General features: G+C 65.0%; 20 protein-coding genes. 8 read left to right on the plus strand and 12 right to left on the minus strand.

Going from position 1 to position 21,182, the window contains the following annotated elements; all coding sequences use genetic code 11:
* Positions 1-7 precede the first annotated feature (7 nt).
* On the minus strand, positions 8-466 hold the full coding sequence (locus AC629_RS24435; protein ID WP_084807499.1) for a tRNA (cytidine(34)-2'-O)-methyltransferase: 459 nt from the start codon (positions 464-466) through the stop codon (positions 8-10).
* 277 nt (positions 467-743) lie between these two features.
* Between AC629_RS24435 and petA the strand changes: the two genes are divergently transcribed.
* From petA to AC629_RS24460, 5 genes are all read left to right on the plus strand, one after another.
* Positions 744-1,274: a ubiquinol-cytochrome c reductase iron-sulfur subunit gene (petA, locus tag AC629_RS24440; protein WP_084807500.1), complete on the plus strand. Its 531-nt coding sequence runs from the start codon at positions 744-746 to the stop codon at positions 1,272-1,274.
* A gap of 62 nt (positions 1,275-1,336) precedes the next feature.
* Positions 1,337-3,400, plus strand: coding sequence for a cytochrome b/c1 (fbcH, locus tag AC629_RS24445; RefSeq protein WP_084807501.1), 2,064 nt, complete (start codon positions 1,337-1,339; stop codon positions 3,398-3,400).
* A gap of 335 nt (positions 3,401-3,735) precedes the next feature.
* Entirely contained in the window at positions 3,736-4,410 is a 675-nt protein-coding gene (locus AC629_RS24450) for a dienelactone hydrolase family protein (RefSeq protein WP_084807502.1), read from the plus strand.
* A 324-nt stretch (positions 4,411-4,734) separates the two neighbouring features.
* Positions 4,735-6,900, plus strand: coding sequence for an anthranilate synthase component I (locus AC629_RS24455; RefSeq protein WP_084807503.1), 2,166 nt, complete (start codon positions 4,735-4,737; stop codon positions 6,898-6,900).
* Between the two features lie 152 nt (positions 6,901-7,052).
* Positions 7,053-7,592 carry an adenine phosphoribosyltransferase gene (locus AC629_RS24460; protein WP_074116509.1) on the plus strand — a complete coding sequence of 180 codons (540 nt, stop codon included), beginning with the start codon at positions 7,053-7,055 and terminating at the stop codon, positions 7,590-7,592.
* Between the two features lie 15 nt (positions 7,593-7,607).
* Here AC629_RS24460 and AC629_RS24465 read toward each other — a convergent pair whose 3' ends face one another.
* The 9 genes from AC629_RS24465 to AC629_RS24505 form a co-directional block, all read right to left on the minus strand.
* Entirely contained in the window at positions 7,608-7,940 is a 333-nt protein-coding gene (locus AC629_RS24465) for a GIY-YIG nuclease family protein (protein WP_084807504.1), read from the minus strand.
* An 86-nt stretch (positions 7,941-8,026) separates the two neighbouring features.
* On the minus strand, positions 8,027-8,695 hold the full coding sequence (locus tag AC629_RS24470; RefSeq protein WP_084807505.1) for a hypothetical protein: 669 nt from the start codon (positions 8,693-8,695) through the stop codon (positions 8,027-8,029).
* 59 nt (positions 8,696-8,754) lie between these two features.
* The gene (locus AC629_RS24475; protein ID WP_084807506.1) at positions 8,755-9,507 is read right to left on the minus strand and encodes a P-loop NTPase family protein; all 753 of its coding nucleotides are present in this window, start codon (positions 9,505-9,507) and stop codon (positions 8,755-8,757) included.
* Positions 9,508-9,700: 193 nt separating this feature from the next.
* Positions 9,701-10,927, minus strand: coding sequence for a M48 family metallopeptidase (locus AC629_RS24480; RefSeq protein ID WP_084807507.1), 1,227 nt, complete (start codon positions 10,925-10,927; stop codon positions 9,701-9,703).
* A gap of 32 nt (positions 10,928-10,959) precedes the next feature.
* Positions 10,960-11,520 (minus strand): LemA family protein, encoded by a 561-nt coding sequence (locus AC629_RS24485; protein WP_084807508.1) that lies wholly within the window; start codon positions 11,518-11,520, stop codon positions 10,960-10,962.
* Positions 11,521-11,657: 137 nt separating this feature from the next.
* Positions 11,658-12,635: a small ribosomal subunit Rsm22 family protein gene (locus tag AC629_RS24490; protein ID WP_084807509.1), complete on the minus strand. Its 978-nt coding sequence runs from the start codon at positions 12,633-12,635 to the stop codon at positions 11,658-11,660.
* Between the two features lie 152 nt (positions 12,636-12,787).
* Entirely contained in the window at positions 12,788-16,255 is a 3,468-nt protein-coding gene (smc, locus tag AC629_RS24495) for a chromosome segregation protein SMC (RefSeq protein WP_084807510.1), read from the minus strand.
* Between the two features lie 219 nt (positions 16,256-16,474).
* Entirely contained in the window at positions 16,475-17,131 is a 657-nt protein-coding gene (locus AC629_RS24500) for a DsbA family protein (protein ID WP_084807511.1), read from the minus strand.
* 140 nt (positions 17,132-17,271) lie between these two features.
* A complete protein-coding gene (locus AC629_RS24505; protein WP_084807512.1) occupies positions 17,272-17,751 on the minus strand; it encodes a DUF721 domain-containing protein in 480 nt (159 codons plus the stop codon).
* Positions 17,752-17,879: 128 nt separating this feature from the next.
* Here AC629_RS24505 and mutY point away from each other — a divergent pair, with 128 nt between their 5' ends.
* Positions 17,880-18,977, plus strand: a complete 1,098-nt coding sequence (gene mutY / locus AC629_RS24510; RefSeq protein ID WP_084807513.1) for an A/G-specific adenine glycosylase — start codon at positions 17,880-17,882, stop codon at positions 18,975-18,977.
* 129 nt (positions 18,978-19,106) lie between these two features.
* Positions 19,107-19,526: a PaaI family thioesterase gene (locus AC629_RS24515; protein ID WP_084807514.1), complete on the plus strand. Its 420-nt coding sequence runs from the start codon at positions 19,107-19,109 to the stop codon at positions 19,524-19,526.
* 172 nt (positions 19,527-19,698) lie between these two features.
* Here the strand turns inward: AC629_RS24515 and AC629_RS24520 are convergent, their stop codons facing one another.
* Both AC629_RS24520 and AC629_RS24525 read right to left on the minus strand, forming a co-directional pair.
* A complete protein-coding gene (locus AC629_RS24520; protein WP_084807515.1) occupies positions 19,699-20,208 on the minus strand; it encodes a hypothetical protein in 510 nt (169 codons plus the stop codon).
* A 60-nt stretch (positions 20,209-20,268) separates the two neighbouring features.
* On the minus strand, positions 20,269-20,487 hold the full coding sequence (locus AC629_RS24525; RefSeq protein WP_084807516.1) for a hypothetical protein: 219 nt from the start codon (positions 20,485-20,487) through the stop codon (positions 20,269-20,271).
* Positions 20,488-20,573: 86 nt separating this feature from the next.
* On the opposite strand from AC629_RS24525, the gene AC629_RS24530 reads away from it, so the two are divergent.
* Positions 20,574-21,182: hypothetical protein (locus AC629_RS24530; protein WP_143199406.1), on the plus strand; the 609-nt coding region annotated here is incomplete at its 3' end.

Below are 21,182 nucleotides of genomic sequence, written 5' to 3' on the forward strand. Positions count from 1 at the left end.
CAACATATCAAACTTGCGGGTCCCGGAGCTGCCGCAGCGCTTCGCCGGCGGCCATCGCCGCGGTCATCGCCACATTGAGCGACCGCAGGCCCGGTATGATCGGGATGACCAGCCGCGCATCCGCGGCCTCGACCACCGCGTCGGTGACTCCAGCGCTCTCGCGTCCGAATAGCAGGATGTCCGCCGTCTGGTAACGGAAATCGCGATAGTCGGTGGCAGCCTTGGTGGTGAACAGGAGCAGGCGGTAGCCTTGTGCTGCGCGCCATTCCTCGAATTTCGACCAGGAGTCGTGGCGGGTGAGGCTGACATGGTCGAGGTAATCCATTCCCGCCCGGCGGAACAAGCGGTCGGAGACGGGAAAGCCCGCTGGTTCGATGATATGGGCGGCCATGCCCAGACAGGCGCAAAGCCTGAGAATCGTGCCGGTGTTCTGAGCGATGTCGGGCTGGAAAAGCGCTATCTGCATGGGCGGTCGCGGGTTGGTTGCGGGCCGAAAATGTCTCAATAAAACATCGCTCGCCCGGGAATTCGTGCATTGCAAGCTCCCGCGCCGATAGCGGGCTTGCGCTCGCCCGGCAAGGGTGCCAATAGAACGATTCTGGACTGCTGTTTCACCCGTTTCGGCGTGAATGAGCAAAGTTCTGCCGCCGCGGGGGGCCGCGGGCGCCGGCAGCCTTTCCGGGGACGTTTGGGCGCCCCTCGGAGCGGTTCCACCGGTAGCACAAGAAGAAAGGGTTGGAATCGTGACGACAGCGTCTTCGGCGGACCATCCGACACGCCGTGATTTCTTATTCGTTGCAACCGGGGCAGCTGCAGCAGTAGGGGGCGCAGCTGCGCTCTGGCCCTTTATCTCCCAAATGAATCCGGATGCTTCGACCATCGCCGCCGGTGCGCCGATCGAGGTCGATCTCAGCCCGGTCGCCGAGGGGCAGGACATCAAGGTGTTCTGGCGCGGCAAGCCGATCTACATCAGCCACCGCACCAAGAAGCAGATCGACGAAGCGCGCGCCGTCAACGTGGCGAGCCTGCCCGATCCGCAGAGCGACGAGGCCCGGGTCAAGTCCGGCCACGACCAGTGGCTGGTCGTGATCGGCATCTGCACCCATCTCGGCTGCATCCCGATCGCTCATGAGGGCAACTACGACGGGTTCTTCTGCCCCTGCCATGGTTCGCAGTACGATACGTCTGGCCGCATCCGCCAGGGGCCGGCGCCCGCGAATCTGGCGGTGCCGCCGTACCAGTTCGTTTCCGACACCAAAATCCAGATCGGCTGAGCCTCGGACCTTCGTCCGAAGCTTCGCGCCGTCTCGTCGTTTTATTTCCTCAGGATCGCATCATGAGCGGACCATCCGACTACCAGCCGAGCAATCCGGCACTGCAGTGGATCGAGCGGCGACTGCCGATCTTTGGTCTCATGCACTCCTCCTTCGTCGCCTATCCCACCCCGCGCAACCTGAACTACTGGTGGACCTTCGGCGCCATCCTCTCCTTCATGCTGGGGATGCAGATCCTGACCGGCGTGATCCTGGCGATGCACTATACCCCGCACGCCGATCTCGCCTTCAAGTCGGTCGAGCTGATCGTACGCGACGTCAACTACGGCTGGCTCTTGCGCAACATGCATGCGGTCGGCGCGTCGATGTTCTTCTTCGCCGTCTACGTCCACATGCTGCGCGGCCTCTACTACGGCTCCTATAAGGAGCCGCGCGAGGTGCTGTGGATCCTCGGCGTCATCATCTATCTCTTGATGATGGCGACGGGCTTCATGGGCTACGTGTTGCCGTGGGGCCAGATGAGCTTCTGGGGCGCCACCGTCATCACCAACCTGTTCTCCGCTATTCCCTATGTCGGCGAGAGCATCGTGACGCTGCTTTGGGGCGGCTACTCGGTCGGCAACCCGACGCTAAACCGCTTCTTCTCGCTGCACTACCTGCTGCCGTTCCTGATCGCAGGTGTTGTGGTACTCCACGTCTGGGCGCTGCACGTTGCCGGTCAGAACAATCCTGACGGCGTCGAGCCGAAGGCGGAAAAGGACACGGTGCCGTTCACGCCGCACGCAACCATCAAGGACATGTTCGGCGTCGCTTGCTTCCTGCTGCTCTACGCCTGGTTCATCTTCTACATGCCGAACTATCTCGGCGATGCCGACAACTACATCCCGGCGAACCCGGGCGTGACGCCGCCGCACATCGTGCCCGAGTGGTATTACCTGCCGTTCTACGCGATCCTGCGCTCGATCCCGAACAAGCTCGCGGGCGTCATCGCGATGTTCTCGGCGATCCTCATCCTGTGCTTCCTGCCCTGGCTCGACAGCGCAAAGACGAGGTCGTCGAAGTACCGGCCGCTGGCCAAGCAGTTCTTCTGGATCTTCGTCGTGGTCTGCATCCTGCTCGGCTATCTCGGCGCGCAGCCGCCGGAGGGCATCTATGTGATCGCCGGCCGTGTCCTGACGGTCTGCTACTTCGCCTACTTCCTGATCGTGCTGCCGCTGCTCTCGCGCATCGAGACGCCGCGGCCGGTGCCGAACTCGATCTCGGAGGCGATCCTGACCAGGGGCGGCAAGGCGGTAGCCTCCGTCATGGTCGCGCTCGTTGCCGCAGGTGCGCTGTTCCTCGGCAGCCTTCAGGATGCACGCGCGTCCGAAGGCAGCGACAGGCCGCCGGCCAACAACTGGTCGTTCGCCGGTCCCTTCGGCAAGTTCGACCGCGGCGCGCTCCAGCGTGGCCTGAAGGTCTACAAGGAAGTCTGCGCCAACTGCCACGGTCTGTCCTACATTGCCTTCCGCAACCTCGCGGAAGCCGGCGGCCCCGGCTATTCCGTGGCGCAGGCGGCAGCGTTCGCCTCCGAGTACAAGATCAAGGACGGTCCGAACGACGCGGGTGACATGTTCGAGCGCCCGGGCCGGCCGGCCGACTACTTCCCCTCGCCATTCCCGAACGAGCAGGCAGCGCGTGCGGCGAACGGCGGTGCGGCGCCGCCCGACCTGTCGCTGATCACCAAGGCTCGCTCCTACGGCCGCGGCTTCCCCTGGTTCATCTTCGACTTCTTCACCCAGTATCAGGAGCAGGGCCCGGACTACGTCTCGGCGGTGCTCCAAGGGTTTGAAGACAAGGTGCCGGAAGGCGTGACCATCCCGGAGGGCTCCTACTTCAACAAGTACTTCCCCGGCCACGCCATCAAGATGCCGAAGCCGCTCAGCGACGGTCAGGTGACCTATGATGACGGCTCGCCGACCACGGTCGCGCAGTATTCCAAGGACGTCACCACGTTCCTGATGTGGACCGCCGAACCGCACATGGAGGCGCGCAAGCGTCTCGGCTTCCAGGTGTTCGTGTTCCTGATCATCTTCGCTTTCCTGATGTACTTCACCAAGAAGAAGGTCTGGGCCGACTCCCACTGAGCGGCTTGAGGCGAGACGAGATGAAGAAGCCCCCGCAAGGGGGCTTTTTTTGTTGGCCGCGTCGGTGTCCCGGACGCGTTGCAGCGTGCCATAAGCGCGTTCACGCGCGTCTTCAACGCGCTATGGCTGCTGCGCTGAGCCGGGACCCAGCGTGCGGTCACAATGGGCCCCGGATCAGCAATGCATCACGCCGCACTGGACGATGCTTCGCATCGCCAGGGGCGGGCTGCATTGCATCCGGGGCACGAGAGTTTGTCGTTTGGCGCGATTGCCTATCGCTCGCTCAATCGCCACAATGCCTCCAACCGCTCCCCAGAAACTCGTCGGAGGACACCATGGGAACCGCCATTACCTTCAAGCGCCCGGATGGCAAGGACGCATCGGGCTATCTCGCCAACGCCGCGCGCGGCAACGCGCCGGGCGTGGTCGTGATCCAGGAATGGTGGGGCCTGTCGGATCAGATCAGGGGCCTGTGCGACCGCTTTGCGCTCGCCGGTTTCGATGCGCTGGCGCCCGATCTCTACAAGGGCAAGGTGGTGCCGTATCACGACACGGACGCGGCCGCCAAAGAGATGAACTCGCTCGACTTCATGGATGCCACCACGCAGACGGTGCGCGGCGCCACGCAATATCTGTCGCGCAACGGCGCCAAGGTCGGCCTGACCGGCTTCTGCCTCGGCGGCGCCGTGACCATCATCGGCGCGACCAAGATCCCCGAGCTCGCGGCCGGCGTCGTGTTCTACGGCATCCCGCCGGAGCAGGCGGCCAAGCCCGCCGACGTCAAGATCCCGCTCCAGGCCCACTTCGCCAACAAGGACGATTGGTGCACGCCGGAACTGGTCTCTGCCTTCGAAAACGGCATGAAGGCTGCCGGCAAGTCGCTCGAGCTGTTCCGCTATGACGCCGAGCACGCCTTCGTCAACGAGCAGCGCCAGGCCGTGCACGACCGCGAAGCCGCCGAGCTCGCCTGGGGCCGCGCGACGGAGTTTTTCCGGAAGCATCTGGGGTAATTGCCCGAAGCCCGTAGCCGGGAAGGGGTGCAGTTTATCCGAGACTGTCTCGTCATGGGACCAATCCCGGATTTCGCTTGGCTCCATCCTGGCTACCTCAGCCGGCCCGCATCTTGACGCCGCCCCCGCGCCATGGTGAGTATCCGCCCATGAGCACCGCCGTCCGCCCAGCCCGTCTTTGGTGGCGCACCTCCTAAAGAGGTGGCCGGTGCGATTTTCCTTTCCCAAATCGTCTGAGGTCGCCAGCGCAGTGCGGCGGCCTGATCGTTTGTCCTGTGTGGCGTTCCCTCGGCAAGTCTCGTAAGAGAACACCAAGAGGATCACATGAACAGGACAGTCTTTGCCCTTCCGGCCAGAAGCGATTACGTGACCCGCGGAGGTCTCGCGATCACGCGCGTGGCGGAGCAGTTTACCGGCGGGGCCAACCGGCTCGACGATCTCGTCAACCTGCTTGACCGCCGCCGCGGCGTGGTGCTGTCCTCTGGCACGACTGTGCCCGGCCGCTACGAGAGCTTCGACCTCGGCTTCTCCGATCCGCCGCTCAAGCTCGAGACCGCTGGCGTCAATTTCAAGCTGGAAGCGCTAAACGAGCGCGGGCAGGTGCTGATTGCCTTCCTCACGGATGTGCTGCGCGAGCCCTGCGTCGTGATCTCCGAGAAGACCGCTTCGCGCCTTTCCGGCCATATCGTCCGCGGCGATGCGCCGGTCGAGGAAGACCAGCGGACGCGGCGCGCCAGCGTGATGTCGCTGGTCCGCGATCTCGTCGCCGCCTTCTCCGCCAATGACGACGGGCTGCTCGGCCTGTTCGGCGCGTTCGCTTACGATCTCGTGTTCCAGATCGAGGATCTCGTGCAGAAGCGTCCGCGCGAAACCGACCAGCGCGACATCGTGCTCTATGTTCCCGATCGCCTGCTGGCCTATGACCGCGCCACCGGCCGCGGCGTGGTGCTGAGCTACGATTTCACCTGGAAGGGAAAATCCACCGAGGGGCTGCCGCGCGAAACCGCCGAGAGCCCGTATCTGAAGACGCCGCGCCAGGGTTTTGCCGATCACGCGCCCGGCGAATATCAGGCGACGGTGGAGACCGCGCGCGCCGCTTTCGCGCGTGGCGATTTGTTCGAGGCCGTGCCGGGTCAGCTCTTCGCCGAGCCCTGCGACCGCTCGCCGGCCGAAGTCTTCCAGCGGCTTTGCGTCATCAATCCGTCGCCCTACGGCGCGCTGATGAATCTCGGCGAGGGCGAATTCCTGGTGTCGGCTTCACCCGAAATGTTCGTGCGCTCGGACGGACGCCGCGTCGAGACCTGCCCGATCTCCGGCACGATCGCGCGCGGCACGGATGCGATCGACGATGCCGAGCAGATCCGCCAGCTCCTCAACTCGGAGAAGGACGAGTTCGAGCTCAACATGTGCACCGACGTCGATCGCAACGACAAGGCGCGGGTCTGCGTGCCCGGCACGATCAAGGTGCTGGCCAGACGACAGATCGAGACCTACTCAAAACTGTTCCACACCGTCGACCATGTCGAGGGCATGCTTCGCCCCGGCTTCGACGCGCTCGACGCGTTCCTCACCCATGCCTGGGCAGTAACGGTGACCGGCGCGCCAAAGCTCTGGGCGATGCAGTTCGTGGAGGATCACGAGCGCTCGCCGCGGCGCTGGTACGCCGGCGCGATCGGAGCCGTGAATTTCGACGGCAGCATCAACACCGGCCTTACCATTCGCACCATCCGCATGAAGGACGGTCTTGCCGAAGTGCGCGTCGGCGCAACCTGCCTGTTTGACTCGGATCCGGCCGCGGAGGACCGCGAATGCCAGGTCAAGGCCGCGGCGCTGTTCCAGGCGCTGCGCGGCGATCCGCCGAAGCCGCTGTCGACCTTCGCGCCTGACGCGACCGGCTCGGGCAAGCAGGTGCTGCTGATCGACCACGACGACAGCTTCGTGCACATGCTCGCCGATTATTTCCGCCAGGTCGGCGCCGACGTCACCGTGGTCCGCCATGTGCATGCGCTCGACATGCTCAGGCAGAAGAGGTGGGATTTGCTGGTGCTGTCGCCCGGTCCCGGAAGGCCTGAGGATTTCGGGATCAAGAAGACCATCGATGCGGCGCTGGAGAAGAAGTTGCCGGTGTTCGGCGTCTGCCTCGGCGTGCAGGCGATCGGCGAATATTTTGGCGGCGAGCTCGGTCAGCTCACGCATCCCGCCCATGGCCGGCCCTCGCGGGTGCAGGTGCGCGGCGGGCGCCTGATGCGCAACCTGCCGAACGAGATCGTCATCGGCCGCTATCATTCGCTCTATGTCGAGCGTGACAGCATGCCGGAGGTCCTGTCCGTCACCGCGAGCACCGAGGACGGCGTCGCCATGGCGCTGGAGCACAAGACGCTGCCGGTCGCCGGCGTGCAATTCCACCCGGAATCGCTGATGTCGCTCGGCAACGAAGTAGGCTTGAAGATTGTCGAAAACGCCTTCCGGCTGGATGCTGGAGCGAATTGAGTGCCGTCATTGCGAGGAGCGAAGCGACGAAGCAATCCAGGCTGTCTCCTCGTAGAAGGTCTGGATTGCGTCGCGGAGCCTGTCATCGGGCCGCGCTTTGCGCGGACCCGGTGGCTCGCAATGACGGCGGATAAAACCAAAGTGAGACACAAATGACCTTTGACCACGATCTGAAGGCGAGCGTCCGCTCCATCCCCGACTATCCCAAGCCGGGGATCATGTTCCGCGACATCACCACCTTGCTCGCGGATGCGCGCGCCTTCCGCCGCGCGGTGGACGAGCTCGTCAATCCCTGGGCCGGCAACAAGATCGACAAGGTCGCCGGCATGGAGGCGCGCGGCTTCATCATCGGCGGCGCGGTGGCGCATCAGCTCTCGGCCGGCTTCGTGCCCATCCGCAAGAAGGGCAAGCTGCCGCACACCACCGTGCGCATTGCCTATTCGCTGGAATACGGCATCGACGAGATGGAGATGCACGTCGATGCGATCCAGCCCGGCGAGCGCGTTATCCTGGTCGACGACCTCATCGCCACCGGCGGCACCGCCGAAGGCGCGGTGAAGCTGCTACGGCAGATCGGCGCCAATGTGGTCGCAGCCTGTTTCATCATCGACCTCCCTGATCTCGGCGGAGCCGCCAAGCTGCGCGCGATGGACGTGCCGGTGCGCACGCTGATGACGTTCGAAGGGCATTAAGGGCCGCAGCGACCGTCAGATCGCCTCAGCCTTCAGCTCAGCCCGCCAATGCAGCACGCGTTCCTTCAGGAGCGCGTTTCTGACATAGGCGGTCTCTTCATCCTCCAGACGCTCGCATTCGCCAAACGTCAGGCCCGCCTCGCCATACGCGTTCCAGGCGGCCTGGAGGCTGCGGCAGGTGTGGCTGCCCTGGCGCAGCGAGAACCAGATGCGGTTCTGGATCGTCTCCAGGTTCGCGGCCTGACCGACCCAGGCCTCGCCCGACGCCGCACAGCGGACGACGAAGATGCCCGCAATGGTCTTCCGCTCCTTGTAGGCGGCGATTGCTGCTTTCCGGTCGATGGTCACGGGTGAAGGGCCTTGCTGAGGGATGCTGTTGCGCAAGCTCAGTAGCGGCAGGGACGCATTGCGTCAATATTACCCGGATAAAATATTCAGGACTGCTGCAAGATCAGGCTGAGCTCGATCTCGCGGAACGCGAGGTAATTGCGCCGGGTCCACTGGTGCAGCTCGGTGGAGGAATCCTTCTCCTGGCGCAGATAGCCGGTGAAGGAGAAGCTCAGCCGGTCGATATAGGTCTTGAGGAAGCCGGGCAGCGCCGGCAGGCGGAACACCCGTCCGCCTTCCATCGCCGGCGGCAGCTCGCCGCGCACGACGTATTCGTTGTCCACGGTGATCAGGCTCATTCGCGGGATCTGGCCGCGCAGCATCTCGTGGGCGCGGGCCGAGACACGGTCGGTGTCGGCAACGAACAGGATCATCGGCGCGACGTGGCGGCGCGCGGCCTCCTTCAACAGGCCGATCTCGTCGGTCATCTTGAAGAATTCGTCGAAGGCGTGGAAGCCGAGGTCGATGACCTTCGCAAGCCCATCATCGACGATGACGCGGTCCATCAGCTGCATCTTGCCGTAGGTGTCGATCACGTCGGCGGTCTCCGTGATCTTCGGCAGATAATCGAGCAGCGACGGCTCCTTCAGGTTGACGTCGAAGGCCGTGACGTTGCCGTTCTTGAGCAGCAGGAACTCGCTCAAAAGCCGCGCCAGCAGGGTCTTGCCGACCTGCGGGCGGGGCGAGCAGATGATGTAGACGGGCGTCGCGGGCATCGACAGCTATATCAGGCGAACTTGCCGCCCAATCCAGCCGTATCGCATGTCGCTCGCAACTATTTTTCGGCGCTACGGGCCGCAGGCTTGGAGCCGACGATGTCGGTCAGGCGGATGCGGTCATATTCGCTCCAGACGTTCGCCAGCCAGTGCCGGACATAGCCGCGCAGCACGAACGAGTAGTTCGCGGCGTCGTCGTTGATGCCCTTGTTGGCGACGAACTTCAGGAACGGGACGGAGGACACCTCGACCTGCTCATAGGCCATTTCGTTGAGCTTCGGGATGGTGAGCTCGGTCGCGTCCTTGATGCGGTGGAAGTAGGAATTGTAGGTCGCCTGGTCCCACTGGAAGAACTGGGTGTCGTTGATGAAGTTCTTCACCAGGAAATATTTCGCGCCGGTCATGAAGCCCGCGGTCTCGGCGATCTCCTCCAGCGAGGCGATCGAGGGTCCGAGGATGTGGAACACCGCGAAGGTGATCTGGCCGGCCTTGGCGGCGTCGAGGAAGCCGATGTCGCGGAGCGAGGCGAGCGCAGGCGAGAGCAGGCCGGCGCGAACGTCGATGACGGTCACCGACGGGCTCACCGTGTTGAGCGTGTCGAAGATCTTCATCTGATCGGCCGTCGTCGTCATGTCGACGATCTCGGTGATGTCAGGGTGGAAGCGCTTCAGAGTTCCGCGCGGCGACTCCGTGTCGAAGGCGCGCGTCGGCACGTTGTTGGCGGAAAAATAATCGAGCAAGGTACGCGACACCGTGGTCTTGCCAACCCCACCCTTGTCCGCGCCCACCACAACCACTGCCGGCTTTGCCATTTCTGTCCCCTAACGCGCCCTCCGACTGCAGGTTGCAATCGGCCGGGCCCCAAATCGATGTCCCAAGTCTGCTGTTGGGCGCGAACATGGCAGAAACAAGGGAGAATTCAAATCCTCAGCCCCCGCGTGCGGCAATTCCCGGAGTTTTTCCCAATCGCCGCGAAGCCTGCCGCACGTGGCGGCAAATCAGGCCTCAATGGCGGCCCCAAGGCCCCGTAGGATTACCGATGGGATTGCCCAGCGGGTCGCCGGCCGAGGTTCGGGCAGGACTTGGTTCGGGGGCCGGAATTGCCGGCTTCCCGGCGTCGTTCCATGGGCCCGGCGGCAACGGCAGAGTGTCCTGCTGGTCGGCCTGCGCGTCCGGCTCTTCCGTGTCCTCGGTGGGCGATGGCAGCGGGCCGGGATCATGGCCGCCGGCGAATTTGACCAGCGCGTCGACCCGGGACTGTACCGAAGGGTGGGTGGCAAACAGGTCGGCAAAGCCCTCGCGCGGATTGTCGACGCAGAGCTCCATCACTGCCGAGGTCGCGCCCGGCAGCTCGCCGCGGCCCTCGATCTTGCGCAGCGCCGAGATCATCGCGTCCGGGTCTTTCGTCAGCTCGACCGAGCCTGCGTCAGCGAGATATTCGCGCGACCGCGACAGCGCGAGCTTCACCACCTGCGACATCAGCCAGGCCACCACGATCAGCACGACCGCGATGATGATGACGATCACCGCACCGCCGCCGGAACTCTTGCTGTCGCTTGACGATGATGACGATCGCGACGACGAGGAGGAGCCCGAGGACCACGAGCCGCCGGAGCCGGAGCTCCAGTTGAAACTCGTGAACAGGCGGAAGAACAGCTCGCCGAAGAAGCCGACCACGCCGGCGATGATGACGGCGACCACCATGAGCTGCACGTCGCCGTTCTTGATGTGGGTCAGCTCGTGGCCCAGCACCGCCTCGATCTCCTTGTCGTTCAGCGCATTGAGGAGACCGGTGGTGACAGTGATCGAATATTGCCTGGGATTGAGGCCGGTCGCGAACGCGTTCAGCGCCGGGCTCTCCATGATCTTCAGCTTCGGCATCGTGATGCCGCGCGAGATGCAGAGGTTTTCGAGCAGATTGTAGAGCCGCGGCTCCTCCTGCCGGGTGACGTCGTGGCCGCCGGTCACCGCGTCGATCATCGACTGGTGGAAGAAATAGGCGATCACGATCCAGAGGGCCACCGCGATTGTCGCGACGGGCGCGGCGACGATCAAATCGTGGAAGGCGTGGCTCAGGTAGAAGGCGACGGTTCGGTTGCTGTCGATGACGACTTCGGCGACCAGCGCGCCGGCATAGACCAGCACATAGACCAGCACGAACAGGCCGGCGAGCAGCAGCATCGAACGAAACTTGTTCGAGGCGATATGCGTGTAGAGACCATACGCGGCCATGACGCGATGCCCTGCCGGCCTATCGGCTCAAATCAGAACTTCACCTGCGGCGTCGCCTCGACCTCGGTGCGGCTGGCGCCGAGATCGAAGAAGTCCTTCCTGGTGAAGCCGAACATGCCGGCGAACAGCGCGGCGGGCATCTGCTGGATACCGGTGTTGTATTCCTGGACCGCATTGTTGAAGAAGCGACGGCTGGCCGCGATCTTGTTCTCGATGTCCGAGAGCTCGCCGGCAAGCTGCTGGAAGTTGGCGTTGGCCTTGAGGTCGGGATAGGCCTCCGACAGCGCGATCAGCCGGCCAAGGGCGCCGGAGAGCTGGTTCTCGGCGGCGGACACCTGCGCCGGCCCCTGCGCTGACATCGCCGAATTGCGCGCCTTGATGACGTCGTCGAGCGTGCCGCGCTCATGCGAGGCATAGCCCTTCACCGTCTCGACCAGGTTCGGAATCAGGTCATGGCGCTGCTTGAGCTGCACGTCGATGTCGGCAAAGGCCTGGCCGACGCGCTGGCTCAGCGCCACCAGGCGGTTGTAGGCGCTGAAGGCGAACAGCACGAGGACGACGATAACGCCGAGAACGATCCAGCCGGTCGACATGGAGAACTCCTGATGGGGGAAGAAGGCGGGCGCAGCCTAAACCAAATTGACGCAGGGCAAGAGCCCCGGCGCAGGGGGGAGGTAAGACTTGGTCGGATCAGGAACCATCCAAGTTCAAGGCAAAGCGCAGAACGAGGTTAACTTTCGGATATGACGGCGTCACCCCAGCGCCAGCGCCGGGCGCTGGCATAGGCGGCCTTGTCGCGGCGAGGGACCTTCGCGAGTTCGACATCGTCCTCAGTGCAAAGCTTTGCCGTGATCTCGGCCTTGCCGACATCGGGCGGCGCCAGCACGCGCGAGGCGCGCGTTGCGGGCGGCGTGCGGGTCAGGGCGACGTAGATGAAGCGCTCGTCCTCGAACGGCACCTCGGCGCCCTTGATCTGGCGGTGCGCCTGTGAGCGTGGCAGGCGTTGGCTGAAATGGCACCAGTCGGGCGCTGTGAGCGGGCAGGTCTTTTCGTGCGGGCAGGGCGCGGCGACATGGGCGCCCGCCGCGATGAGCTGCTGGCGCAGCGCGAGAATGCGTGCGTAGCCGGCGGGCGTGCCGGGCTCGATCACGACCAGCCCGTGGCGCGCTTTCGCCCACATCGCTTCGGTGAGCGCGCGCTGGTCGCTCTCGCCGAGCTCGCCGATGATGTAGCTCGCAATGACGAGATCGGCTTGCGGGACCTCGGCAAGGTTACCGCTGGCGTCACCGGGCAGGTAGCGGCAGTCCGCCAAGCGCGAGCTGGTGCGTGCCAGTTCGAGCGCGAGCCGGCTCAACGTGGCGTTGGCGTCGAGCAGGGTGAAGTCTTGCAGCGACGAAAAGGCTTCCGCGGCCGCCCAACTCGCGGTGCCCGGGCCTGCGCCGACGTCGAGCAGCGTTTCAGGGGCGAAGTCCGGTGCAATCCCGGTCAGTGCATTCAGGCTCGCGGCGACCGCCGCGTAGGTCGCCGGCATGCGCGCGAGCGCATAGGCGAGCGCATCGGCCTCGGATTTGATCGAGCCGGAGCCGCCGCCTGCGCGATAGGTGTTCGAGATCTGCGACGACCGCCGGGCGGCGTCGGTGCGCGAAAAGCCCTGGAGCTTGGCGTCGAGGGCCGCTTTCAGTTCGGGAGGAAGGGTGGGTGAGATCATCTTCCATCGTCATGCCCCGCGCAGGCGGGGCATCCAGTACTCCGAGACAGTGCGGTCGATCGAGACGCCGCTGCGTACGGGATCATCCGCCCCAGTGCGCAATTGCGCACAAGGCGGATGATGACGTCAATGGTTGTGGAACGACCGCAGTCTCAAGCCACGTTCTGGTCGAGGATGTCCACCGCCTCTGACAGGCTCACCGACACCAGCTGCGAGACGCCGCGTTCGGCCATGGTGACGCCGAACAGCCGGTTCATCCGCGCCATCGTGATCGGATTGTGCGTGATGATGATGAAGCGGGTGTCGGTCGAGCCGGTCATCTCGTGCAGGAGGTTGCAGTAGCGTTCGACGTTGTGGTCGTCGAGCGGCGCGTCGACTTCGTCCAGCACGCAGATCGGCGAGGGGTTGGTGAGGAACACCGCGAAGATCAGCGCCATCGCGGTCAGCGCCTGCTCGCCGCCCGAGAGCAGCGACAGCGTCTGCGGCTTCTTGCCCGGCGGCTTGGCGATGATCTCGAGACCGGCTTCCAGCGGGTCGTCGCTCTCGATCAGGTGCAGCGCCGCTTCGCCGCCGCCGAACAGCTCGACGAACAGGCGTTTGAAGTGGTTGTTGACCACCTCGAACGAGGTCAGGAGCCGCTCGCGCGCTTCCTTGTTGAGGCTCTGGATGCCCTGGCGCAGCCGCTTGATGGCTTCGACGAGGTCGTCGCGTTCGGTGACGAGACCGGTGTGCTGGGTCTCGACCTCGCGCAGCTCTTCCTCGGCGCGCAGGTTCACCGCGCCCAGGCGCTCGCGGTCGCGGCGCATCTTTTCGAGGTCTTCCTCGATGTCGTGCAGCGGCGGCAGCTCGGCGCCGGGCTCGATCTCGGCAAGGCCTGCAACGGCCTGCGGCTCGACTTCCAGCATGTCGCGGATTTCGCGCTCGATGTCCTCGAGCCGGCGCCGTGCGCCTTCCATGCGCTCCTCGGCGCGGGCGGTGGCTTCGCGGGAGCTGGAGAGCGCCTCGAGGGTCAATTTCGCGACGCGATCGGTCTCCGCCATCGCGCTTTCCGCGGTGGCGAGCGCGTCGGCGGCCAAGCGGCGGTCGTTCTCCGCGTACTCGATCTCGGTGATCAGCGCGCTGCGCTTCTCGGCGAACACGGCGGGCGCGTTTTCGAGATCGCTGCGCTCGATCGAGACCTCGGTGATGCGGGTCTGGATGGTGTCGATATGGGAGGCCGCGCTCTCCTTGCGGTTCTGCCACTCGGTGCGTTCGGCGAGGATCGCCTGCACGCGGCGATCGGCAAGCTCGGCTTCGCGCGCCAGCGCCTGCGCCTCGGCGCGGACCTGGGCGGCCATGCGGCGATGGCCTTCGATGTCACTGCGGACGGCGGCGAGACGCGTTTCGGTCTCTTCGCTCGACGGCAGCTCGGTGATCCCGGCGGCGGCGTATTCGTACGCGGCCTCGGCCTCGGCGCGGTCGGCGGCGATGCGGCTGTGCGCTTCCGACAGCGTCGCCTTGCGCGCGGCGTGGCGGCTGATCTCGCGCTCCGCCGTGGCATGGCGCTCACGCGCCGTGTTGAGCTCGCGCTGCGCGGCGCGCCAGGCTTCGCGAGAGGCGCCTTCCGTGCTGGCGGCCATCTGCAGCTCGGACTCGGCGTTCTCAAGCGCCTGACGCTTGATCTGCGCGTCGATGCGGGCCTGCTCGAGCTCGTTCTCGATGTCGACGAGGCGGGCGCGCTCGGCAAGGCGCCGTGCCGCTCCGGTCGGAGCGTGAGCTGCCGCGACAAAACCGTCCCAGCGCCAGACGTCGCCCTCGGGCGAGACCAGCCGCTGGCCGGTCTTGAGCTGCGAGACGAGCTCGGCACCGCGCTCGCGCGGCACCACGCCGATCTGCGCCAGGCGGCGGGCCAGCTCGGCCGGCGCCTGGACGTGGTTGGCGAGCGGGACGGCGCCCTCGGGCAGCTCCGGATCACCGTCGGTGACGGCGCCGGCATTGGTCCAGCGCATCGGCGCGGACGGATCGACCGGGGCGTCGAGATCGTCGCCGAGCGCGGCGCCGATCGCCTTCTCAAAACCCTTGTCGACGGTGATGCCGTCGATGATCGGCGGCCACAGATTCTTGGTCTCGCCGTTGACGATCTTGGAGATGGTGCGCGCCTCGGTCTCGAGCCGCTGCACGCGCTTGTCGGCTTCGTTCAGCGGCGAGCGCGAGGATTCCAGCGTTTGCCGCGCGGCGACATGGGCCGCTTCGCTCGCCTGTGCTGCGGCTTCCGAGGCCGCCAGCGTCTGCTCCGCGGTCTCGACTGTCGCGGTCAGCTCGTCGAGATCGCCGAAGCCGCCGATCTCGTTGGCCAGCTTCTGCTCTTCCGCCGCGACATTCGCGATCTCCTGGTCGAGACGGGCGAGCTTGTCGCGGTGAGTGCGGACGTTGGCTTCGAGCTGGTTGCGCTTGGCGGTGAGGTCGGCGAGCTCGGTGGTGAGCTCGGCGAACTGGCTTTCGGTTTCGGTGAGCGTTGCCTCAGCTTCCGCAACACGCTCGTCGACGCCGGAGCGCTTCTCGACGCGCGACTTGATCTCTTCCTTCAGCTCGGCGTCTTCGGTGTCGAGCCGCTGCAGCGCGACGTCGGCATCCATGGTCTGTTGCTGGGCGCGCGAGATGTCGCCTTCGAACTGGGCGAGGCGACGCTCGAGCTCGGCGACGCGCTCCTTGGCGCGCTCTTCCTCGCGGTCGAGCAGCTCGCGGGCATTGGTCAGACGCTGCAGCCCGGCCGCGGCGCGCGCTTCGGTATCGCGCAGCGCCGGCATTTCGGCGGCGCGGATGGCCTGGATACGGGCGGCTTCAGCCTGGTGCTGGGTGCGCTCGGCCATCTCGCGGACCGCGAGATCGTGGGTCTGGCCGGACTCGTTGACGTCGGCGTGAGCGCCGATCCAGCGCAGATGGAACAGAGTCGCTTCGGCCTTGCGGACCTTGGCCGCAACCTCGCGATAGCGCACGGCCTGGCGGGCCTGCTTTTTCAGGCCTTCCATCTGGCCGGAGAGCTGGCCGATCACGTCCTCGACGCGGAGGAGGTTGGTTTCGGCCGCCTTCAGGCGCAGCTCGGCCTCGTGACGGCGGGCGTGCAGACCGGCGACGCCGGCGGCGTCTTCCAGCACGCGGCGGCGTTGCTCGGGCTTGGCCTGAATGATCTCGCCGATCTTGCCCTGGTGAACGAGGGCCGGCGAACGCGCGCCGGTGGCGGCGTCGGCGAACAGGATCTGCACGTCGCGGGCGCGCACGTCGCGGCCGTTGATGCGATAGACCGAGCCCGCCTCGCGTTCGATGCGGCGGGAGACTTCGAGAAGCTGGCTGTCGTTCATCGCCGCGGGCGCGGTGCGATCGGCGTTGTCGATCGTCATCGTCACTTCGGCGTGGTTGCGCGCCGGACGGTTGCCGGAGCCGGCGAAGATCACCGCGTCCATGTCGGCGGCGCGCAGCGACTTGTACGAGGTCTCACCCATCGCCCAGCGCAGCGCTTCGACGAGATTCGACTTGCCGCAGCCATTGGGTCCGACCACGCCGGTCAGGCCGGGGTCGATGACGAAGTCCGTGGGCTCAACGAAGGACTTGAAGCCGTGAAGGCGCAGGCGGGTGATCTTCATAAACACGCATCTCTGTTGGCAGGCGCGAATCCCCCTGCCGGGACACTACCATGAAAGGCAATGTCGCTGTCCGGGCGAGTCGCGCGAGGCGGCTCGTGCGGCTGGACAATGGCCGCCGTGCGCCGCGAGGGCAACCGGCGAAAACCGCTTTTCCCAAGGGATTTCTGACGGGAAGGATACGGCTTTTGAGATGCGAATCAGGCGTTGGTGCGCTGCGAATCAGCTCTTCAGCAGCGGGTTGATCTTCTTGGCGAATTCCTCGAACGAGGCTTCGCCCTTGATCTTCTCGCCGTTGATGAAGAACGTCGGCGTCGAATCAACCTTCAACACGTCGCTCGCATATTTCTGGTCGGCGGCGATCTTGTCGAGCAGCGCCTGATCCTTCAGGCAGGCCTCCACCTGCTGCTGGGTGAGGCCGGCCTGCTTGCCGATTCGCGTCAAGGTCTCGGTGGTGTTCTTCAACACCCAGTCGTTCTGCTGGCGGAACAGCATGTCGGTGACGGCGAAGTATTTCGCCGCGTCGCCATTGGCGATGCAGCGCGATAACATCGAGCCGGCGGCGGCCTTGATGTCGAGCGGGAACTCGCGGAAGACGTAACGGATCTTGCCGGTGTCGATGTATTCGGACTTGATCTTGGGGAAGACCTGTTCGCTGAACGCCGCGCAGTGCGGGCAGGTCATCGAAGCATATTCTGTGATGGTGACGGGGGCGTCCTTCGGGCCGAGCGCCATGTCAGGCAGCGACACTGGCTTGGCCACATCGGCAGCGGCCTGTGCCATGGCCTCGGAGATGAACCGCAGCGGCGACAGTCCGGCGAGCGCGGCAAGCCCGGTCAGCGACAGCATCGTGGTGAAGGCGCGGCGGGTGATGATCAAGGTCGGCTCCCGGAATTGGCGTGGCTTCGCCCCAAGGGGTTTATCGAGTTCCCGCCCGGGCGGCCTGTCGCTAGCTTGAAACGTCGTTTGAGGCAATGGCGAGCGGCAAGGATGGGTCCAGATTAGCGTCGGAATGAGGCTCAATTTCGCTTGATAGCCGCCCCAAGCCGCGCCAGCGCTGTCTTCAACTGTTCATCTTCGATGTCGCCCAGGCTCTCCGCCACCTTGGCCACCGATTTGGCGTCCGGCGGGCCGGGTCGGACCGGCCGGCGTGCGCGCGACAGGGGGGCCTGGCGGAACGCCAGCTTGCCGACCGCGCTCCAGCCGAAGAAGCGGTTGACCCGCTCCAGGATCACGTCGGCGGAGTGCTGGATCTCCAGCGCCATCGGCCCCTCGACCCGGAGCACCAGCGTCGCCGACTCCTGCGGCTGGCCCTCCACCGGCCGCGGCCACTGCATCTTGAGCGGCTCGGCATGGGCCGCGATCTCCGGCCCGGCAATCTGCGCCCAGCGCGTCACCAGCTCGCGCGCGGCAAAGCCCTGCTTGGCATAGGCCTCGGCAAAGACGTCGTTGAGCAGGAGCGAGAGCGGCTTGGCGCTGATGGGACCGGGTTTGGACATAGGGCCTTATAGCACTGCCATCCGCCAGCCTCACCATTTGCGAGCGCTCGGCGAAGAAAGACGTGGATGCCCGCGACAAGCGCGGGCATGACGTGGAGAGATTGGCGTGACCTCGTTACAGTACGCGCATGAGCCCCAGATCTGCCCGGAAGGCGACATCGGAACCTGGTCCGCCGGAGAGCATGGAGCGCCCGTTGGCGCTCCTCCAATGGTACGACCGCCACCGCCGCCGGCTACCCTGGCGCGCGGCACCCGGAGCGGCATCGGACCCTTACCGCGTCTGGCTGTCCGAGATCATGCTCCAGCAGACCACCGTGAAGGCGGTCGGCCCCTATTTCGAAAAGTTCGTCGCGCGCTGGCCGGAGGTGACGGCGCTCGGACGGGCTTCGCTCGATGACGTGCTGCGGATGTGGGCCGGGCTCGGCTATTACTCGCGTGCGCGCAACCTCTACGCTTGCGCGGTCGCTGTGACGCGCGACCATGGCGGCGTCTTTCCCGACACCCAGGAAGGGCTGCGTGCGTTGCCGGGCATCGGGCCGTATACGGCGGCGGCGATCGCGGCGATCGCCTTCGATCGCCGCACCATGCCGGTCGACGGCAATATCGAGCGGGTGGTGTCGCGCCTGTTCGCCGTCGAGGAGGAATTGCCGCAGGCCAAGCCCCTGATCCAGCAACTGGCGGCGACGCTGCTCGCGGACACTCGCGCTGGTGATAGTGCTCAGGCGCTGATGGACCTGGGCGCCTCGATCTGCACGCCGAAGAAACCGGCCTGCTCGCTGTGTCCGCTGAACGAGGATTGCACGGCGCGCGCGCAGGGAACGCAGGAAACCTTTCCGCGCAAGGCGGCGAAGAAGAGCGGGACGTTGCGCCGCGGCGCCGCCTTCGTCGTCACGCGCGGCGATGAGCTGCTCGTCCGCACCCGTCCCGAAAAGGGCCTGCTCGGCGGCATGACCGAGGTGCCCGGTTCGGACTGGCTCGCCGGGCAAGACGACGCGACGGCGAGGAAGCAGGCGCCGGAACTGAAGGGGCTATCGCGCTGGCAGCGCAAGCTGGGCGTGGTCACCCACGTCTTCACGCATTTTCCGCTGGAGCTGGTGGTCTACACCGCGAAGGCAGAGGTGCGCACCCGCGCACCCGCAGGCACGCGCTGGGTGCGGATCGCGACCCTTGCCGATGAAGCGTTGCCGAACGTCATGCGCAAGGTGATCGCGCACGCGCTGGACTGAAAATCTCAGGCGGCGCGCAGGTCTCGCGCTCTCGATCGATGTCCCCTGGGGCTGCGCTGCGGCGTATCGCCTGCTGACACCAAGCTGGCAGCAGCCCTACGCTATTGGCGGGCAGCAACGGAGATTCGTATGGTCAAGACCGCGCTCGACAACTTTTCCAAGCCGCCCTGCGCCGAGCTGCTGGGATGGCGGCTGCTCGATGCCCGTCCGGACGAAGGCTGGATCAAGCTTGCCTTCGAGGGCAAGCCGGAGTTCTGCAATCCGGCCGGCTTCATCCAGGGCGGCATGCTCTCGGCGATGCTCGACGACACGATGGGACCGGCGGTGCTGGTGATGAGCGAGGGCCGACTCTACACCACCACCATCAGTATGACCGTGAATTTTTTGGCGCCCGCAAAGCCCGGCCCAATCATCGGCGAGGCAAAGGTCACTCAGCTCGGCAAAACCATCGCCTTCGTCGAGGCAAAGCTGACGGCAGAAGACGGGACGGTGCTGGCGACGGCAAGCGCAAGCGAGCGGCTGCTCGAAGCGGCGAGGGTGGTGCGGTGAATGAGCTAGCCAAGCGCTGCACTTCCCTTGTCCCCTTTGTGGAGACGCGCGGCTCTAAATAGTGTTGTGAAATAAACGGGGTGACGGACCACTGTCCTCCGTTCTGTCCCCGTCAGCCGGGCGAACGGAAAGGCTGTGGAATGCGCCGAATCCGGGACCGGCAATCGCCAAATCAGGGCCGCACCGCCGATACCCCGCGAGAGATTCCGCAAGCCTCCAGCACGTCCCAAGCGGCGTCGTTCTCATCAGGCAATGCGACTGCCGCGCGCGTCAAATCGCGGACAGCCTCGACTGGCGGCAACCATGAGCGCCACAAGCGATCTCTGATCGATTCGAACTCGCCCTCCTCTTCACGGCTCAGCGGATGAGCTTGCGGATATTCGTAGTGCCGCCGATTAAGCGCCTCATAGCGTGCGATCTCACCGTCTGAGAGTACACCGAAGTAGCGATCATCGGCGATGCGCCCGTCCGGATCGATCAGGTAGCGGTGCGGAAGGATGTTGTAGAAGCGACCGTCCTCGACGATGCACACCACGAAGTGATGCTCACCAGCTTTGACACAAGGAGGCGGCGCGAAGGGGCCGTTGAGCTCGCGGAAATTCATCCAGTTTTGCCAAGCGATGGGGTGCCACGCACCGTCGCGCCAGTGCAGCACTTGTTGCCCTTCCTCAAGCGAGATCATCGGCCCTCCTTGTTCTGAGAAAGCGAGCGGCCGGAGCCGCTCGCGATGACGCTCGGTGGTTTACGCCGTGCGGCCGGTGCGCCGAGCGGCTTCCTCTTTGCTGCCGATGTGGGCGATTTCCTTGAGAACTTGGTTCACCGCGCGCGGGTTGATCACGTAGGCCGCCGCGATCTCGTGCTGAAACTGCCCGCACCAGCGGCGCAACCAGACGTCAACAGCTTCATCGAATGTGAACTTGGTCTTACGGGGCTGGTTGTCTTGAACGACTGGACTAGTCACGCTAGGGTCTCCTCGTGGTTACGGACATGCGTAAGCATCTCCTGTTGTGACAGACGCCACGGAAAGCCGAGCCCGCCCTGCAAAGTGTGCTCGGCTTTTCCATGTGTGATTCGGCGATCACTTCACTCAATAGGCCAAAGCCGCCGAGGTCGCGCAAGGTGGCGCTGAAAGTCATCCGTTTCAAGGGATTGGGGGATAGTTCCCCACGCTTTACCGGCAAATTTCGACGCGCGCTGACGGGCTCGCGTCGCGTCGGGAGCAGGTTGGCGGTGATCAATCAGCGAGCCGTCGGACGAATCGCCTATGGTGACCTGATGGCTGAAGAACGACCGTACCTTGCCGAAAAGCAGGTCCACGCGATTGAGCCGGGGGCGTTCATGCTCGACCTCTACCGGCTCGTTTGCATGGTCTCGGCATCTCGCGACGTGGCGAGGCATGGCCTCACCTCGCCCGCCATTGCAATGATGCAGGCAGGTTATTTCAAGTCCGAGGTGACGCGGATTTTGATCTCTTGTGCGGCTGGCGTGCGAATCCAGTTCGATCAATCGCCGGGACCAGCAGACGAGCCGAGATCAGATTGCGGAAAGCTGTTTCCAAACTGGGCGACCGATCCGGACAAGGTCGAGGTGCTCAGCCTGCGCGAGGCCTGCAACAAGATCATTCACGCAACCGACATTCGGTTCGATGTGGAGGTC

It is taken from the genome of Bradyrhizobium sp. NAS80.1 (assembly GCF_001908205.1).
Classification (GTDB): Bacteria; Pseudomonadota; Alphaproteobacteria; order Rhizobiales; family Xanthobacteraceae; genus Bradyrhizobium.

Excerpts from the sequence above, each read along its gene's own strand:
- AC629_RS24475 (WP_084807506.1), bottom strand. The coding sequence starts at position 9,507 with ATGGCAAAGCCGGCAGTGGTTGTGGTGGGCGCGGACAAGGGTGGGGTT.
- AC629_RS24520 (WP_084807515.1), bottom strand. The coding sequence starts at position 20,208 with ATGATCTCGCTTGAGGAAGGGCAACAAGTGCTGCACTGGCGCGACGGT.
- AC629_RS24505 (WP_084807512.1), bottom strand. The coding sequence starts at position 17,751 with ATGTCCAAACCCGGTCCCATCAGCGCCAAGCCGCTCTCGCTCCTGCTC.
- AC629_RS24480 (WP_084807507.1), bottom strand. The coding sequence starts at position 10,927 with ATGGCCGCGTATGGTCTCTACACGCATATCGCCTCGAACAAGTTTCGT.
- fbcH (WP_084807501.1), top strand. The coding sequence starts at position 1,337 with ATGAGCGGACCATCCGACTACCAGCCGAGCAATCCGGCACTGCAGTGG.
- smc (WP_084807510.1), bottom strand. The coding sequence starts at position 16,255 with ATGAAGATCACCCGCCTGCGCCTTCACGGCTTCAAGTCCTTCGTTGAG.
- AC629_RS24470 (WP_084807505.1), bottom strand. The coding sequence starts at position 8,695 with ATGCCCGCGACGCCCGTCTACATCATCTGCTCGCCCCGCCCGCAGGTC.
- AC629_RS24450 (WP_084807502.1), top strand. The coding sequence starts at position 3,736 with ATGGGAACCGCCATTACCTTCAAGCGCCCGGATGGCAAGGACGCATCG.
- AC629_RS24460 (WP_074116509.1), top strand. The coding sequence starts at position 7,053 with ATGACCTTTGACCACGATCTGAAGGCGAGCGTCCGCTCCATCCCCGAC.
- AC629_RS24455 (WP_084807503.1), top strand. The coding sequence starts at position 4,735 with ATGAACAGGACAGTCTTTGCCCTTCCGGCCAGAAGCGATTACGTGACC.
- AC629_RS24490 (WP_084807509.1), bottom strand. The coding sequence starts at position 12,635 with ATGATCTCACCCACCCTTCCTCCCGAACTGAAAGCGGCCCTCGACGCC.
- AC629_RS24485 (WP_084807508.1), bottom strand. The coding sequence starts at position 11,520 with ATGTCGACCGGCTGGATCGTTCTCGGCGTTATCGTCGTCCTCGTGCTG.
- AC629_RS24515 (WP_084807514.1), top strand. The coding sequence starts at position 19,107 with ATGGTCAAGACCGCGCTCGACAACTTTTCCAAGCCGCCCTGCGCCGAG.
- mutY (WP_084807513.1), top strand. The coding sequence starts at position 17,880 with ATGAGCCCCAGATCTGCCCGGAAGGCGACATCGGAACCTGGTCCGCCG.
- AC629_RS24435 (WP_084807499.1), bottom strand. The coding sequence starts at position 466 with ATGCAGATAGCGCTTTTCCAGCCCGACATCGCTCAGAACACCGGCACG.